Consider the following 13,303-nt stretch of genomic DNA (forward strand, 5'->3'; position numbering starts at 1 on the left):
GATCCCGTATGTCGCCGGATGGGCGAGCAACGTGGACGGGAAAGACCCCGTGGCGGTGGTCCGCGCCACGGGCGAGCAGGTGCGCAGCACCGCATTCGACATTCTCGACAAGCTCGACACCACACAGCTCGGGAACGGCAACCCGCTGTCCCTGCGTGTCGATGGCCCGGAGCACACGCCGCAGGCCCAGGAGACGCCAGAGCAGGCCGCGCGCCAGGTCGAGCCGCTGCCGGAGCGGGAGACGCCGGCGGCCTCAGTCGGCTCGGGACGGGGCCTGTGATGGTCACCCCCGCCACGGCTGCCGCCGTGTTCGGTCAGCTCGACGGGGCACCGTTGCCGGTCGCGGCTGGTGAGCTGGCGCGGGCCGGAGTTCCGGTGTTCCCCTGTGCGCCGGCCGGGAAGCGGCCGATCCCGGAGCGCGGATTCCACGAGGCCAGCATCGACCCGAGCCGTGTTGAGGCGTGGTGGCGGGCGCGGCCGGCCGCGAACATCGGCATCCCGACCGGTGCCGTCTCGGGGCTGGTAGTGATCGACGTGGATGTGCACGGCGTCAACGGGTACGCCGCCTACGCGCGGTCAGCCCGGGCCGGGCTGATCCCCGAGCCGCTGGCGGTCGTGCGCACACCCACCGGCGGCCAGCACGCCTACTTTCCAGCCGACCCGAACCAGGCGCAACGGTCCTGGCAGGCAGGGAAGGTCGGTATCGACTGTCGCGGGGACGGCGGCTACATCATCGCCCCGCCCTCGCTGCTACGGCTCGACGGCCTGCGCACGCCGTACCGGGTCGAGCAGCTCGCGGCCGGTGCGGCCTGGCCGATAGATGCGGGCCGGCTGCGAGACTTCCTTGATCCTCGGCCCGCGCCTCGGCCGCGCCTCGGTGGGCCAGTGCGGCGCGAGGATGCGGAGCGGCTGGCGACGTGGCTGGGGCGGCAGGCCACAGACCGCAACCTCAAACTCTTCTGGGCCTCGTGCCGGTTGTCCGAGGGCGGGGTGCCGCTCACGGATGCCCTGGACGCGATGGTGACGACCGCACAATCCGATTTCGGGGAGCGGGAGATCACCCGCACCGTCTACAGCGCCTATCGCAGCGTCGGCGCCGGAGCCCGCCGGGACCGTCCGGCCGCATCGGCTTCGGGCGAGTTCGCTCGCGGGAACGCGCAGCAGCGGGCGCCCGCCACGCGGGGGCTGTCATGAAGGAGCTACGCGGCCGCCGGTGGGCGGTCATCACCTCGGTCGCCGGGACGGTGTTCATCGCTGCCGGCGCGTTCTGGTTGTCGTTCACGTCCCTGGCCGACCTTGCCCGCCGCTCCGGGATCGGGGCCGGGCAGGCGTGGGCGTGGCCGCTGATCGTCGACGGCGTAATCGTGGTCTCCACGGTGGCCGTCGTTGCCCTCGCCGGTGAGCGAGCGGCGTGGTATCCGTGGGCGTTGCTGGTCGGCGGTGCCGCGGTGTCGGTGACGGCGAACTCGCTGCATGCGGTGGTCGCGGCCGACGCCGACGTGCCCGGACCGCTCGCGGCCGCGGTCGCTGCCGTGCCGCCGGTCGTGCTGCTGGCGATCACGCATCTGACCGTTGTGCTGACCCGCGCCACCGCACGCCCGGCTACTGCGCTCGAGTTGCCGCCGGCGGTCGAGCCGATCACCCCGTTGCCCCAGAGCGAGACGGCATCTCTTGACCCGCCATCTACGGCGGCAGGCGTCACCGCTGCGGACACGGACGGCGGGCCGGATCGTCGGGCGCTGGCGGCAGAGCTGCGAGAGCAGGACTGGTCGAACAAGGCCATCGCCCGGCATTTGGGCGTGCATCCCTCGACGGTGGGTCGCTGGCTGCCTCGTGCTCACCAGTCCGATGAGGCCGACCCGTCCGGGTCGCAGCCCGAGATGGAAGGAGCCCTGCCATGAACGATCAGGACCGGATGCGGGAGCAGCATCGCTCCGAGCCCGAGCCGCCACCCCGTAAGCGGAACGACCTGAACCCAACCGAGGCGACCGAAGCAGCGGGGACGCCGGATGCGGTCAAGGCCGCCGCGTCCCGCACGGCGGCGAAGGAGAAGCTGGCGCGGGTACGGGGCCGGGGCGTGGATTGGGTGCGCCCGACCGACCTGATCGCCCAAGGCGGCGGCCGGTTGTCCCGCCGGGGCATCGACCGGACCGCCGATATGAACCGGCACGTTCGCGCCCCGATCGAGAAGGGCGCCCGCTGGGTCGCCGAGCGAGCCAAGCGTCTGCCGCCTCTGAGCGCCTTCGGCCGTCGCGGCGGCGCCGAGCAGGGACCGCACCGCTCCGGGGTCGGGATGAGGTAGCCGGGTGGTGATGAGTCATGGGCGCTCATTCCGTCAAGGCGAGCCCCGCAGTCGTCTGCGGGTGCACCTCGCCGTCGGGAGGTGCCCAGACCATGACCAACGACACCAGCACCATGAGCGAGACCAGCGGCCGGACGGCTGAGGACTACCGCACCAGCGAGGGCCTGCGTGCCCTGCTGAAACGGCTGCACGCCGCCGGCCAGCGCGCCTGGGAGCACGACCCGGTAGCGGCAGAGCTGATGACGTTCGCGGCCGAGAAGTACGCGGCGCTGGCGCACAAGCACCGGCTCGATCCGTGGGAGGCCGCGTCGGCGGCGTTCGACGTGATGCGCACCAAGGCCGCCCGCACCGCCGATGACCCGTGGGCGGTCATCACGCACGCGGTACGGATCACCTGCATCGCCGAGGAACGCGGCCAAGGGCTGCTGTGCTCGACCCACCAGGCACGCCGGCCCCGCTACTCGATCTTCCACGACCCCGAACGGCTCTCCGACCGCGAGAACGTCCTGAGCGACTACCATCCCGCGTTCCAGATCAAGGACGCCCACGACCGCGACAACACCCCGGAGCAGGCACCGGCCGAGCCGGCGGCAACCACCGCGGCGTCGGCGGTCGAGGACGCGATCACGCTGCTGATGCTGCTGGACTGGCCCGAGGGCACGGCACGCCCGGCGGTAGAACACGTCTGCGTGGCGCTGACGCGCGTCGGGAACCGGCACACCGCCTACGAGACACTGCGACGCGACAAGCACGCCCGAGCCCTGATCGACCTTCCTGGCCGGTCCTGGGCGGTGCTGCTGCGCGCCCTGCTCGGCTGCCCGGACCCGGCGCTCGCGGCGACCGGCGCGGGACGCGGCATCCTGCTGCGGCTGCTGATCGGCGAGACCCTGCCGGTGCTGCTGCGCGATGACGACCTCGTGCTCACCCTCTCCCTGGCCGCACCGGGCATCAGCAAGCCGGGCGCGAGAAAGGCGCGAGGTGCGGGATGAGCGCACCGGCCGGACACATCGAGCTGGAGCGGGCGGTTGACTCCATCACTGTCGGCCGCCGGCACCGCACGGACCTGGGCGACATCGACGCGCTCGCGGCGTCGATCGACCGGGACGGTCTGTTGCAGCCGCCGACGATCACCCCGGACGGGGTGCTGATGTGCGGGGCGCGCCGGATGGCCGCGATCAAGAAGCTCGGCTGGCGCCGCGTCAGCGTGTGGGTGCGCTCCGGTATCTCGGACCGGCTGGGGCATCTGCTGGCCGAGCAGGACGACAACCAGCTCCACAAGCCGCTCACCGCGATCGAGGCCGCCGCCTTGTACCGGGAGATCAAGGAACTCATGGCCGAGGACGCCGCACGCCGCAAGGCCAAGACCCAGTTCCACGAGGGCCACGAGCCCGGAAAGCATGGTCCCGCCGATTCGGCGGGACCATCGGACTCGCACCAGCTCGGAGACGCTCGGACACAGGCGGCGCGGATGGTGACCGGCTCGGCGTCCTACAGTCGGCTGGAACAGATCGGCTACCTGCAACACCTGGCCGACGATCCGAGCACCCCGGAGACGATCCGCGTCCAGGCGCGGGACGGGCTGACGCAGATCGAGGCCGGTGCGGCGGTCAACCCGATCTTCCAGCGCCTCCGCGACAGCCAAGCCAAGGCCGACAGCGAGCGGGACCAACGGTTGCACGAGCTGGCCGACGAAGCCCTGGCCCGCGTCCACGCCGCCAAGACCAGCAAGGCCAGCAAGGTCAGCAAGCCGGCCACGCCGAAGCGTCGCCCCGTCGTTGAGGACGAGGAACCGACGCGGTACCCGCTGCGGGCGTTCGTACTGACCTGGGGCGACCTGGAAGCGTGGTGGACCCACTACGACGTGGACGAGCTGGCCGTCGAGCTCACCGACGAGCAGGCCGAGGCGTTCTTCGCCACCGTCGAGGGCACCACCGAGTTCGCCGACCGGCTCCGCACCGCCCGCACAACCGTCGCTGAGTCGGCGGGCCGGCCGCTGCTGCGCGCCCTCTGATGCACCGGTAGGGCCAGTCACCGGCGGGCTCACCTCTGGGCATGAAGACGAATCTCGCTTCCTGGTCCCGTGGCCGACTCATCGCGGTGATCGCCGCCGGCCTCGTGCTGCTGCTCCTGATCGGCGTCGGCGTGTATGGGCTCATCACCGGCCCACGACAGCCCACCGATCGCGCGCCCGATCCGGCTCCGACCATCACCGCTCCGGGTGAGTCCGAGCCCGGCAAACCGGGGCCGCCGCGGGTGATCCCCTCGCACGACCCGGATGAGTTCGCCCGCAATGTCGCTGAGGCGCTGTTCGCCTGGGACACCGGCTCCGGGCTGATGCCGCTGGATTACTCCGCCGCGATCTTGGAGGTCGGGGACCCCTCCGGCCATGAGCAGGCGGGCCTCGCCGCCGACATCGCGTCCTATCTGCCGTCGCGGGAGGCGTGGATCGAGCTGCGCAAGTACGCCACCACCCAGCATCTCACCATCGAGTCCTCGTTCGTGCCCCAAGCATGGGACACCGCGGTTGAGCAGGCCCAGTCCGGCCAGCTCCCGCGTGGTGCGACCGCGATCACGATCGAAGGAACCCGGCACCGCGAGGGCGTCTGGAACGGCGAACCCGTCACCAGCGAGCACCCCGTGGCCTTCACCGTGTTTCTGGCCTGCCCGCCCCCGGCGCCGGAGTTCCGCACCGGCCCGTGTCACGTGCTGCGCCTGTCGCAGCTCGACAACCCGCTGCGATGACAGAAGGCACGCCGTGGTCAAGAAGCTCCTCATCCTCGGACTCGCCTTCGTCCTGTTCGGCCCTGCCTGTGTCCTGATGGCGATCGGCGTGCTGATGAACCCCGCCGCCGCGAACTGCGCCGTCCCCGGCGGCAGCGTCACCGTGGGCAACGTCCCCGATTCGTTGACCGTCACCACGCAAGACGGCACCACGTTCACGCTGAACAAGACCCAGCTCACGCACGCGGCCACGATCATCACTGTCGGCGGCGGCATCGAGGGCGTCGGCCGGCCCGGCATCAAGATCGCGCTGATGGCCGCGCTCACCGAGAGCACCCTGCGCCAGCTCGCCAACACCAGTGCCTACCCCGAGTCCGCGAACTACCCCAACGACGGCAACGGCGGCGACCACGACTCCCTCGGCCTGTTCCAGATGCGCCCGCAATCCGGGTGGGGAACCGTCGCGGAGCTGATGGACACGAACTATCAGGCCCGCGCGTTCTACGGCGGACCCGATGGACCTAACTATCCCTCGCCGCGGGGCCTGCTGGACATCCCCGGCTGGGCGCAGATGGACCCCGGCGAGGCCGCGCAAGCCGTCGAGGTCAGTGCCTACCCTGACCGCTACCGCAACTACGAGCCGGTCGCCGAACGCATCCTCGACGCTCTCACCGGCGCGACGCGTGCGGCTGGCCCGGCCACCGCCTCGGTGGTGGCCGGTCCGGTCGCGGAGTCCTCGCGGGTCGTGTTCCCGCTCCCCGAGGGAACTTGGGTGCTCACCAGCGAGTTCGGGCCGCGTATCCATCCGATCACCGGGGAACCGTCGTTCCACACCGGCACCGACTTCGCCGCACCGGACGGCACGCCGATCCTCGCCGCCGCAGACGGGACCATGACCGTGGCCGAGTTCTCCGGCGGCTACGGCGGACTCATTGTCATCGAGCACCAGATCGACGGGCAGACCGTGGCGACCGCCTACGCGCATATGTGGCAGTCCGGCATCCTCGTCGCGGCCGGAGATCGTGTGACCGCGGGCCAGCACATCGGCGATGTCGGCAGCTCCGGGAACAGCACGGGGCCACACCTGCATTTCGAGGTCCGGCCCGGCGGCACGAGCGGCGAGGCCGTCGACGCGGCCAAGTGGCTTAACGACCACAACGCGGTCGACCTGCCCGAAGCCACGGTCGGCAGCCCGAACGAGTGCAGTTCCGGTGGAGCGCCGGGCGATCCCGCCCCGCTGGACGGCGACCCCGACCAGATGGTCGATGACCCCACCAGCGACGGGCAGATCACCGCGCGGATGGCGCACGTCATGGCCCAAGCCCGTGCCGCGTTCCCCGACAGCTCCTGGGCCTGCTACTCGCCCCGGCCCGGCACAACGTCAGAGCACCCGCTGGGCCGGGCGTGTGACATCACGTTCGGGAACCCGATCGGGACGCACCCGACGCCCGCGCAGCTCGAGGACGGGTGGCGGGTGACGAACTGGATGAAGGACCACGCCGAGTCGCTGGGCGTGGAGTACCTGATCTGGCAGGGCCAAATCTGGTCCCTGGCCCGCGACGCCGAAGGCTGGCGCCCCTACAACGGCGGCGGGATGCACGACCCCGGCGACGTGACCGGCGGCCATTACGACCACCTGCACGTCACCGTCAGGGCCGGTTCGTGATGGAAGTGTTCCCCGACTTCGACGGGCTCGGAGGCATCGGTGATCTGAAACAGGTCATCGGCGCCCTGCTGATGTTCGTGCTCATCGTCGCGGTGCTCATGGTCATCGTCTCGGCGATCTGCTGGGCGCTGGGCGCCTCGCACGGCAACCACTCGCTTGCCTCCAAGGGCCGGGTCGGGGTGCTCGTCGGCGTCGGCGCCGCCGCGCTCGCCGGCGCGGGGGTGGCGTGGGTGAACTGGCTCATCGCCCTCGGCCAACAGCTCTGATCCTCCGTCGCCAGCAGGCCCGCTCTCTGCGTTGGGAGCGGGCCTTTCGTCTGCCCGGTCTCGCCAGTCGCTCCCTGGTTCACCTCGTCGCCACAAGCCATTCGCTCAGCGAGGGAGTAACCGCCGTGATCGACATCGACCCCAACAGCTCGGGACTGCCCGGCATCGACCAGCTCCGCACCATCGTTGGCGCCGTGATGACGGTCGGCCTCATCCTCTCCGTACTGGCGCTAATCGTCTCCGCGATCGTCTGGGCCTACGGCGCCAACAGCTCGAACCCGCATCTGGCGGGCAGGGGCAAGCTGGGCGTTCTCATCTCCTGCGGTGCCGCGGTGATCTGCGGCGCGGCGGTGACGCTCGTGAACTTCTTCTGGAACGTCGGCCAGGCTGTATAGGGCCGCCGGTCACCGCAGGAGATTTGAGATGGGTGTCTGCGACGTTCCCGTGATTTCGACCGTCTGCGACGTGGCGGGCGAGGCTGCCGCGACGGTCGTGGCTGCCCCGTTCGACTGGCTCGCCCAGGCGATGGGCGGCGCGGCCGGCTGGCTGATCGAGGCGATGTGGGCCGTGTTCGACACGACCACGCTGGTCGATGTCCAGACGGACGGGTTCACCAGCGTCTACAACCTGATCTTCGGCATCGGCGTCTTCCTCGTCCTGATCTTCTTCTGCCTGCAACTCATCACCGGGCTGATCCGCCGCGACCCGACCGCGCTGTCCAGAGCCGCGCTCGGCGCGGCGAAATCGGTGCTGGGCGCGTTCGTGGTCGTCACGCTGACCGCGCTCGCACTGGAAATCGTGGACCAGCTCAGCATCGGCATCATCCAGACGTCCGGCGAGACCACCGAGACGATGGGCGACAAGATCATCCTGCTCGCCGCCGGGCTCAGCGGCATCAACATCGCCGCGCCCGGCGTCGGCGCGATCGTCACGATCTTCCTGGCCGGGCTGATGATCGCCGCCGTCGCGATCGTCTGGTTCAGCCTGCTGATCCGCAAGGCGCTGCTGCTGGTCGGCGTGGTGCTGGCACCGATCGCGTTCGCCGGCGCGTCCTGGGACGCCACCAAAGGATGGATCGGGAAATGGGCGGCGTTCGTGATCGCCCTCATCATCAGCAAGCTCGTGCTCGTCGTCATCTTCTTGCTGGCGATCACGCAGATCGCCACCCCGATCGAGCTGGACATCGCCGCCGTCACCGAACCGATCACCGGCATCGTGCTCATGGGCATCGCGGCCTTCGCGCCCTACATGGTCTACCGCTTCGTGTCGTTCGTGGGCTTCGACCTGTACCAGCAGATGGGCACCGAGCAGGAGGCCAAGAACGCGCTCAACCGTCCCGTCCCGATCCCCTCCAAGCCCCAAGGCGGCGGCGAGCCCAAGAAGGTTCTCGAAGACCCCAATGACGGCGCGTCGGACGCAGGATCAGGTGGCACGCCTCCGCCGTCGCCCGCCCCGGCGCAGGCACCTGCCGCGGCCGGCGGTGAAACCGTGGGCGCCGAAGCCGGCGCCTCCGCCGCGGGCGCGGGACCGGCGGCAGCCGTCGTGGTCGGAGCGAAGGTCGCCAAGGATGCCGCCGAGGCCGGGCCGAAGGCCGGGCACGCGGTGGCCGGTCAGGCCGAGACCGCCGCCGACGCCGCAGGCGGGCAGAACGGCGGCACCCCGCCGCCGTCGCAGACGCCCCCGCCGTCCACGCCGCAGCCGAGGACGCCCACGGAGCCGTCCAACCCCACGGCATCGCCGTGGGGCAAGGAGTGACCACCCATGCCCACCACGGACCAGAAGACACCCGGTAGCGAGCTGACGCCGATGAAGTTCAGCCGACTCACCCGCCGAGGGGTGCTGCTCGGCCTCTCGGTCGCGCAGCTCATCACCCTCGGCATCGGCGGCCTGGCGCTGCTGGCCGCGTTCTACGGCGGCGCCGGGATGCTGCTGGTCTACACCGCCCCGGTCTGGCTGCTCGCGGTCGTGCTGACCTGGGTGCCCATCGCTGGGAGGCCGATGGTCGAATGGCTCCCTGTCGCGCTCTGGTGGCTGTGGCGCTCCACCGGCGGGCAACTGCTCTACCGGCGGCGGATCGTCAAGCCCCGCCCTGCCGGAAGTCTCGCGCTGCCCGGTGACATGGCCCGGCTTCGGGAGCACCTGGACCCCGAGACCGGGGCGTGCATGATCCACGACCCCCGCCAGGCAACCTTGACGGTCGTGACGGAAGTGACCCATCCGGCATTCATCCTGCTCGACCCCGGCGAGCAAGAGCGCCGCGTCACCTCCTGGGGGCGAGTGCTCGCCACGGTCTGCCGGTCCGGGCGGATCGCGACCCTGCAAGTGCTCGAACGAACCCTGCCCGACTCCGGTAGCGGGCTGGCCGAGTGGTGGGCCGAGCACGGCACCGACGACGGCTCCTGGGCCGCGACCACCTACCGCGAACTGATCGAGCGGGCCGGCCCCGCCGGGGAACGGCACGCCACCACGGTCAGCCTCTCCCTGGACATGAAGGTCGCCTCCCGGCAGATCAGGACCGCCGGCGGCGGCATCCGCGGCGCCGCCGCGGTGCTCCGGCAGGAGATGGCGACGCTGGTCGCCGCGCTGCGTTCGGCGGACTTGACCCCTTCGGGGTGGCTCGGCCCCGGTCAGGTCGCGGTCATCCTCCGCTCGGCGTATGACCCGGCCGTGGCCGCCACCTTGGAGCGCCACGGGCGGCTCGGGCAGGAGCTCGCCGCCGCCGGCCCGGTCGCGGTCACCGAGACCTGGGGCAACCTGCGCACCGACTCCGCCTGGCACACCGTGCTGTGGGTCTCGGAGTGGCCCCGCAGCCTCGTCTATCCGGGGTTCCTCGCGCCGGTGCTGCTCTCCACCGGCATCCAACGGGCGGTGTCGCTGATCTACACCCCGATGCGCTCGGACCAGGCGGCCCGCGACATCCGCAAGAAGAAGGTCGAACACATCTCCGATGCGGCCCAGCGCGCCCGAATCGGGCAGATCGAGGACGCCGCGCAGACCGCCGAATACCAAGACGTTCTCCAGCAGGAAGCCGACCTGACCGCCGGCCACGGGATTCTGCGGGTCTCCGGGCTCATCTCCGTCTCCGCCCCCAGCGTCGACGAGCTGGAAGCCGCAGTCGCCGCGATCGAACAAGCCTCGATCCAAGCCTCCTGCGAGACCCGAAGGCTCGTCGGCCAGCAAGCCGTCGCGTTCACGGCGGCCGCGCTGCCGCTGTGCCGCACGGTGTGACCGGCGCGCTCACCTGGCAGGCATCCCACCCTCGTTGAAGGAGGCCCGTGATGCCGACATACACGAACCCGACCAGCGATGCCAGCGATGCCTACGAGGCGTTGCGCGGTCTGGCTCACGCCAGCCGTAGCTTCGAGGACCCGTCCGAGACCTACGTGGTGATCGGTGAGCTGTTGGGCGGGCTGCGATCGCTGCGGCAGGTGCTCGACCAGCTCGCCGCCGCCCATCTGAGCCGGCAGCATCACGTCACCGACGAGTCCCGCGAGTACAGCGGCGGTGCGGCCGAGGCGCTGGCCGCAGCGGATGAGCTGCACCAGGCCGGCACGCTCATCGACCAGGCCGACGACCGCCTGAGCGCGGCCATGACCCACTCGGGCCGGATCGTGTGGAACCCGCAGGACCGGATGGTGGAGCGGTGGGTTGGCGTCGTGTTCCTCCAAGGCGAGGAAGCCGACCGGGTGATCGACCTCATCGACGCCCACGGGGTCGAGGCGGGGATCGAGCATCTGTCGGCGTGGGACTACGGCGAGGAGACCACGAACGCCGCCTTGGAGAACGGCGACGTTCACGACACCGCCCCGGTCTATCCCGGTGACCGGCAGGCCGAGACCGGCGACTACGCGATGACCTACAACCCGATGGCCGGGCACGTCGCCCTGTACCGGCGGCACCTGATCCGTGCCGAGGACGCCATCGACAAAGAAGCAGGGGCGCACGTCCCGGCCCGCCGCCCGACGACAGGCCGTGAGCGAGAGACGGCCGGGCGGCGTAGCGCCGTCCGTGACGGGGGCTGGTTCGAGCATCCCGGCGTCGCCGCCGTCAAGCAGGCCCGCGGGCTGTCGCTCTGACATAGCCACCACGGAGACGTGCCGGCGCGCACCTGCCCGCCATGAACAGCGCAGACCCCACCGCTTCGATGTCCCGGCACGTCGGGACGCTCACCTTGACCGTCTGGCCGGACTCGCCGCTGGGCGAGCACCAGCGATATGCCTACCGCATCGAGGACACCGCGACCGGGCAGACGCTCGTCGGCCGGGACCTGTTCACCGGCGCCGGAGCGCCGGTCGCCCCGGACCGCGCGATGCGCGACCTCGCCGCCTTCCTGGCAGCGGCCGGCGACGCCCGCCAGTACGCCATCGACAACCCCGGCAGCAGGCCCGAGCATGAGTGCCTGTTTCCCGGATGGGTCGCGGAGGCCGCTCGCCAGAACGCGGACGCGCTGGCACCGCTCGGCATCGAGGGCCCGCCGCAGCCCAAGCCGGACATGCCACAGCAGCCTCGCCCGGCGCCGGACTCGTCATGGTTCGACCGTCCCGCCGGCGGTTGGGTCTCCGGGACGCGGGGGCGGTCGTTGTGAGCCGGGGCGAGAAGCTGCACACCGCTGTCCTCGTCACTCCCGCCTCGGAGCGGCGCCGGCTGCGCAAGCAGCGGCGGCAAGCCGCCGCCCGCCTCGTCGCCGAGCAGCGTCACGTCGAGAAGGAAGCGGCCCAGGCCAAGGCCGCCGCCGAACGGGCTGAACGCCGTGCCACGGTCTACCTGCCCGCCGCCGGCGAGCCCGGCCCGGCCGCGCTGAGGACACCGGGCCGCTTCCGGGTGGCCCGGCATCAGGACACCAGCGCCGTGCTCGCCGGGCAGTACCCGTTCCTGGCCGAAGCCGGGCTCGGAGCCGCGGGAATCTTCATCGGCCAAGACCTCTACAGCGGCTCCTCGTTCGTGTACGACCCGTGGGAGTTGTACCGCAGGGGCATCATCACCGCGCCGAACCTGATCTTGGCGGGGATCGTCGGCTCCGGGAAATCGTCGCTCGCCAAGAGCCTCTACACCCGCAGTCTGCCCTTCGGGTACCGCGTCTATGTCCCCGGCGACCCCAAAGGCGAGCACTCCGGCGTCGCCGAAGCAGTCGGCGGGAAAGCGATCATCCTCGGGCACGGGATGGGCAACAGGCTCAACCCCTTGGATGAGGGCTACCGGCCCGGCGGCCTGTCCGACCAGGAGTGGGCCACCACCCTCGCCGCGCGACGCCGCGATCTGCTCGGAGCCTTGACGGAGACGGTGCTGGATCGGCGGTTGGCGCCGTTGGAGCACACCGCGATCGACACCGCCCTGGCCGGCGCGGTCCGCGACGCGGACGTGCCGATCCTGCCGATGGTGGTCGACCGGCTGCTGCGCCCCGACCCTGCCGACGACCCGGACGGCCGGCTCACCGAGGACGGCCGCCAGGTCGGCCACGCGCTGCGCCGCCTGGTGGCCGGGGACCTGGCCGGCCTGTTCGACGGGCCGAGCACCGTCAGGTTCGACCCGTCGCTGCCGATGGTCAGCCTCGATCTTTCGCGCGTCACCGAGAACAGCACGTTGATTTCGGTGCTGATGACCTGCTCGTCGGCATGGATGGAAGCCGCCCTGCTCGACCCCAACGGGGGCCGCAGATGGGTCGTCTACGACGAGGCATGGAGGCTCATGTCCCACCCGGCGCTCCTGCGCAGGATGGACGCCCACTGGCGTCTCGCCCGGCACTACGGGCTGGCCAATCTCTTGGTGTTCCACAAGCTCACCGACTTGGAGAACGTCGGCGATGCCGGATCGGCGAACCGGGCGCTGGCGAACAGCCTGCTGGCAAACGCGGAGACGAGGATCGTCTACCGGCAGGAGACCGATCAGCTCGGCCCCACCGCCGTCGCGCTCGGGCTGACCGGCACCGAACGCCGCCTGCTGCCCGGACTCGGCACCGGGCAAGGGCTCTGGCGGATCAAGGACCGGGCCTTCGTCGTGCAGCACCAACTCCACCCCGCCGAGCTCGCCGCGTTCGACACCACCGCCCGCATGACCGGCGAACCCCGCAAGTTCAAGAATGCTGAAGCCTCATTCGGGTGAATATGCGAGTCGAGGCCCGCTGTGCGGGGTGGTGGAGTCGCATGTTCGTCGAACCTGCACCCTCACTGGGTCCAGAGTGCGCGTCCTGGTCAGCGTCTCGTTAACGGTGGGCGGAGGCGTGTGGTGCGGTGGCCGCGCGGGGGCCCTGGTCGGGGGTCCGCCAGGTCAGGACCGCGAGGATCGTTCCGGCGACGCCGATGGCGACGAGGACGAGGCCGATCGCGGGCAGCCCGATGGCGGCGCCGAGAA

At 70.9% G+C, this 13,303-nt stretch carries 15 protein-coding genes; all 15 read left to right on the forward strand.

Annotated elements, in window-relative coordinates:
• The first annotated feature begins 31 nt into the window (after positions 1-31).
• The 15 genes from ACYC1Z_RS02845 to ACYC1Z_RS02915 all read left to right on the forward strand — a co-directional run bounded on the left by ACYC1Z_RS02845 (position 32) and on the right by ACYC1Z_RS02915 (position 13,054).
• Complete coding sequence (locus ACYC1Z_RS02845) at positions 32-280, forward strand: hypothetical protein (RefSeq protein ID WP_461408029.1); 249 nt, start codon at positions 32-34, stop codon at positions 278-280.
• On the forward strand, positions 280-1,194 hold the full coding sequence (locus tag ACYC1Z_RS02850; RefSeq protein ID WP_461408030.1) for a bifunctional DNA primase/polymerase: 915 nt from the start codon (positions 280-282) through the stop codon (positions 1,192-1,194). Before ACYC1Z_RS02845 ends, ACYC1Z_RS02850 begins: the two co-directional genes overlap by 1 nt.
• Positions 1,191-1,901, forward strand: a complete 711-nt coding sequence (locus tag ACYC1Z_RS02855) for a helix-turn-helix domain-containing protein (protein WP_036542085.1) — start codon at positions 1,191-1,193, stop codon at positions 1,899-1,901. The genes ACYC1Z_RS02850 and ACYC1Z_RS02855 overlap by 4 nt, the downstream gene beginning before the upstream one ends.
• Complete coding sequence (locus ACYC1Z_RS02860) at positions 1,898-2,302, forward strand: hypothetical protein (protein ID WP_026529658.1); 405 nt, start codon at positions 1,898-1,900, stop codon at positions 2,300-2,302. The genes ACYC1Z_RS02855 and ACYC1Z_RS02860 overlap by 4 nt, the downstream gene beginning before the upstream one ends.
• A 92-nt stretch (positions 2,303-2,394) precedes the next feature.
• Positions 2,395-3,291, forward strand: coding sequence for a hypothetical protein (locus ACYC1Z_RS02865; protein WP_461408031.1), 897 nt, complete (start codon positions 2,395-2,397; stop codon positions 3,289-3,291).
• Complete coding sequence (locus ACYC1Z_RS02870) at positions 3,288-4,313, forward strand: ParB N-terminal domain-containing protein (RefSeq protein ID WP_461408032.1); 1,026 nt, start codon at positions 3,288-3,290, stop codon at positions 4,311-4,313. Before ACYC1Z_RS02865 ends, ACYC1Z_RS02870 begins: the two co-directional genes overlap by 4 nt.
• A gap of 41 nt (positions 4,314-4,354) precedes the next feature.
• Entirely contained in the window at positions 4,355-5,044 is a 690-nt protein-coding gene (locus tag ACYC1Z_RS02875; RefSeq protein ID WP_036542082.1) for a hypothetical protein, read from the forward strand.
• 13 nt (positions 5,045-5,057) lie between these two features.
• Positions 5,058-6,689 carry a M23 family metallopeptidase gene (locus ACYC1Z_RS02880; RefSeq protein ID WP_461408033.1) on the forward strand — a complete coding sequence of 544 codons (1,632 nt, stop codon included), beginning with the start codon at positions 5,058-5,060 and terminating at the stop codon, positions 6,687-6,689.
• The gene (locus ACYC1Z_RS02885) at positions 6,689-6,955 is read left to right on the forward strand and encodes a DUF6112 family protein (protein WP_026529667.1); all 267 of its coding nucleotides are present in this window, start codon (positions 6,689-6,691) and stop codon (positions 6,953-6,955) included. The genes ACYC1Z_RS02880 and ACYC1Z_RS02885 overlap by 1 nt, the downstream gene beginning before the upstream one ends.
• A 125-nt stretch (positions 6,956-7,080) precedes the next feature.
• Entirely contained in the window at positions 7,081-7,350 is a 270-nt protein-coding gene (locus ACYC1Z_RS02890; protein WP_026529668.1) for a DUF6112 family protein, read from the forward strand.
• A 28-nt stretch (positions 7,351-7,378) separates the two neighbouring features.
• Positions 7,379-8,710 (forward strand): TrbL/VirB6 family protein, encoded by a 1,332-nt coding sequence (locus ACYC1Z_RS02895; RefSeq protein WP_026529669.1) that lies wholly within the window; start codon positions 7,379-7,381, stop codon positions 8,708-8,710.
• Positions 8,711-8,716: 6 nt separating this feature from the next.
• Entirely contained in the window at positions 8,717-10,183 is a 1,467-nt protein-coding gene (locus tag ACYC1Z_RS02900) for an SCO6880 family protein (protein ID WP_026529670.1), read from the forward strand.
• A 50-nt stretch (positions 10,184-10,233) separates the two neighbouring features.
• Positions 10,234-11,031, forward strand: coding sequence for a hypothetical protein (locus ACYC1Z_RS02905; RefSeq protein WP_036542075.1), 798 nt, complete (start codon positions 10,234-10,236; stop codon positions 11,029-11,031).
• A gap of 41 nt (positions 11,032-11,072) precedes the next feature.
• The gene (locus ACYC1Z_RS02910; protein ID WP_026529672.1) at positions 11,073-11,540 is read left to right on the forward strand and encodes a hypothetical protein; all 468 of its coding nucleotides are present in this window, start codon (positions 11,073-11,075) and stop codon (positions 11,538-11,540) included.
• Positions 11,483-13,054, forward strand: coding sequence for an ATP-binding protein (locus tag ACYC1Z_RS02915; protein ID WP_461408034.1), 1,572 nt, complete (start codon positions 11,483-11,485; stop codon positions 13,052-13,054). Before ACYC1Z_RS02910 ends, ACYC1Z_RS02915 begins: the two co-directional genes overlap by 58 nt.
• The last annotated feature ends 249 nt before the right edge of the window (positions 13,055-13,303 follow it).

The organism is Georgenia sp. (genome assembly GCF_054605595.1).

Bases quoted from the DNA above. Each gene is read 5' to 3' on its own strand.
- ACYC1Z_RS02875 (WP_036542082.1), top strand. From the start codon at position 4,355: ATGAAGACGAATCTCGCTTCCTGGTCCCGTGGCCGACTCATCGCGGTG.
- ACYC1Z_RS02915 (WP_461408034.1), top strand. From the start codon at position 11,483: ATGGTTCGACCGTCCCGCCGGCGGTTGGGTCTCCGGGACGCGGGGGCG.
- ACYC1Z_RS02855 (WP_036542085.1), top strand. From the start codon at position 1,191: ATGAAGGAGCTACGCGGCCGCCGGTGGGCGGTCATCACCTCGGTCGCC.
- ACYC1Z_RS02895 (WP_026529669.1), top strand. From the start codon at position 7,379: ATGGGTGTCTGCGACGTTCCCGTGATTTCGACCGTCTGCGACGTGGCG.
- ACYC1Z_RS02900 (WP_026529670.1), top strand. From the start codon at position 8,717: ATGCCCACCACGGACCAGAAGACACCCGGTAGCGAGCTGACGCCGATG.
- ACYC1Z_RS02850 (WP_461408030.1), top strand. From the start codon at position 280: ATGGTCACCCCCGCCACGGCTGCCGCCGTGTTCGGTCAGCTCGACGGG.
- ACYC1Z_RS02860 (WP_026529658.1), top strand. From the start codon at position 1,898: ATGAACGATCAGGACCGGATGCGGGAGCAGCATCGCTCCGAGCCCGAG.
- ACYC1Z_RS02870 (WP_461408032.1), top strand. From the start codon at position 3,288: ATGAGCGCACCGGCCGGACACATCGAGCTGGAGCGGGCGGTTGACTCC.
- ACYC1Z_RS02885 (WP_026529667.1), top strand. From the start codon at position 6,689: ATGGAAGTGTTCCCCGACTTCGACGGGCTCGGAGGCATCGGTGATCTG.
- ACYC1Z_RS02910 (WP_026529672.1), top strand. From the start codon at position 11,073: ATGAACAGCGCAGACCCCACCGCTTCGATGTCCCGGCACGTCGGGACG.
- ACYC1Z_RS02865 (WP_461408031.1), top strand. From the start codon at position 2,395: ATGACCAACGACACCAGCACCATGAGCGAGACCAGCGGCCGGACGGCT.
- ACYC1Z_RS02905 (WP_036542075.1), top strand. From the start codon at position 10,234: ATGCCGACATACACGAACCCGACCAGCGATGCCAGCGATGCCTACGAG.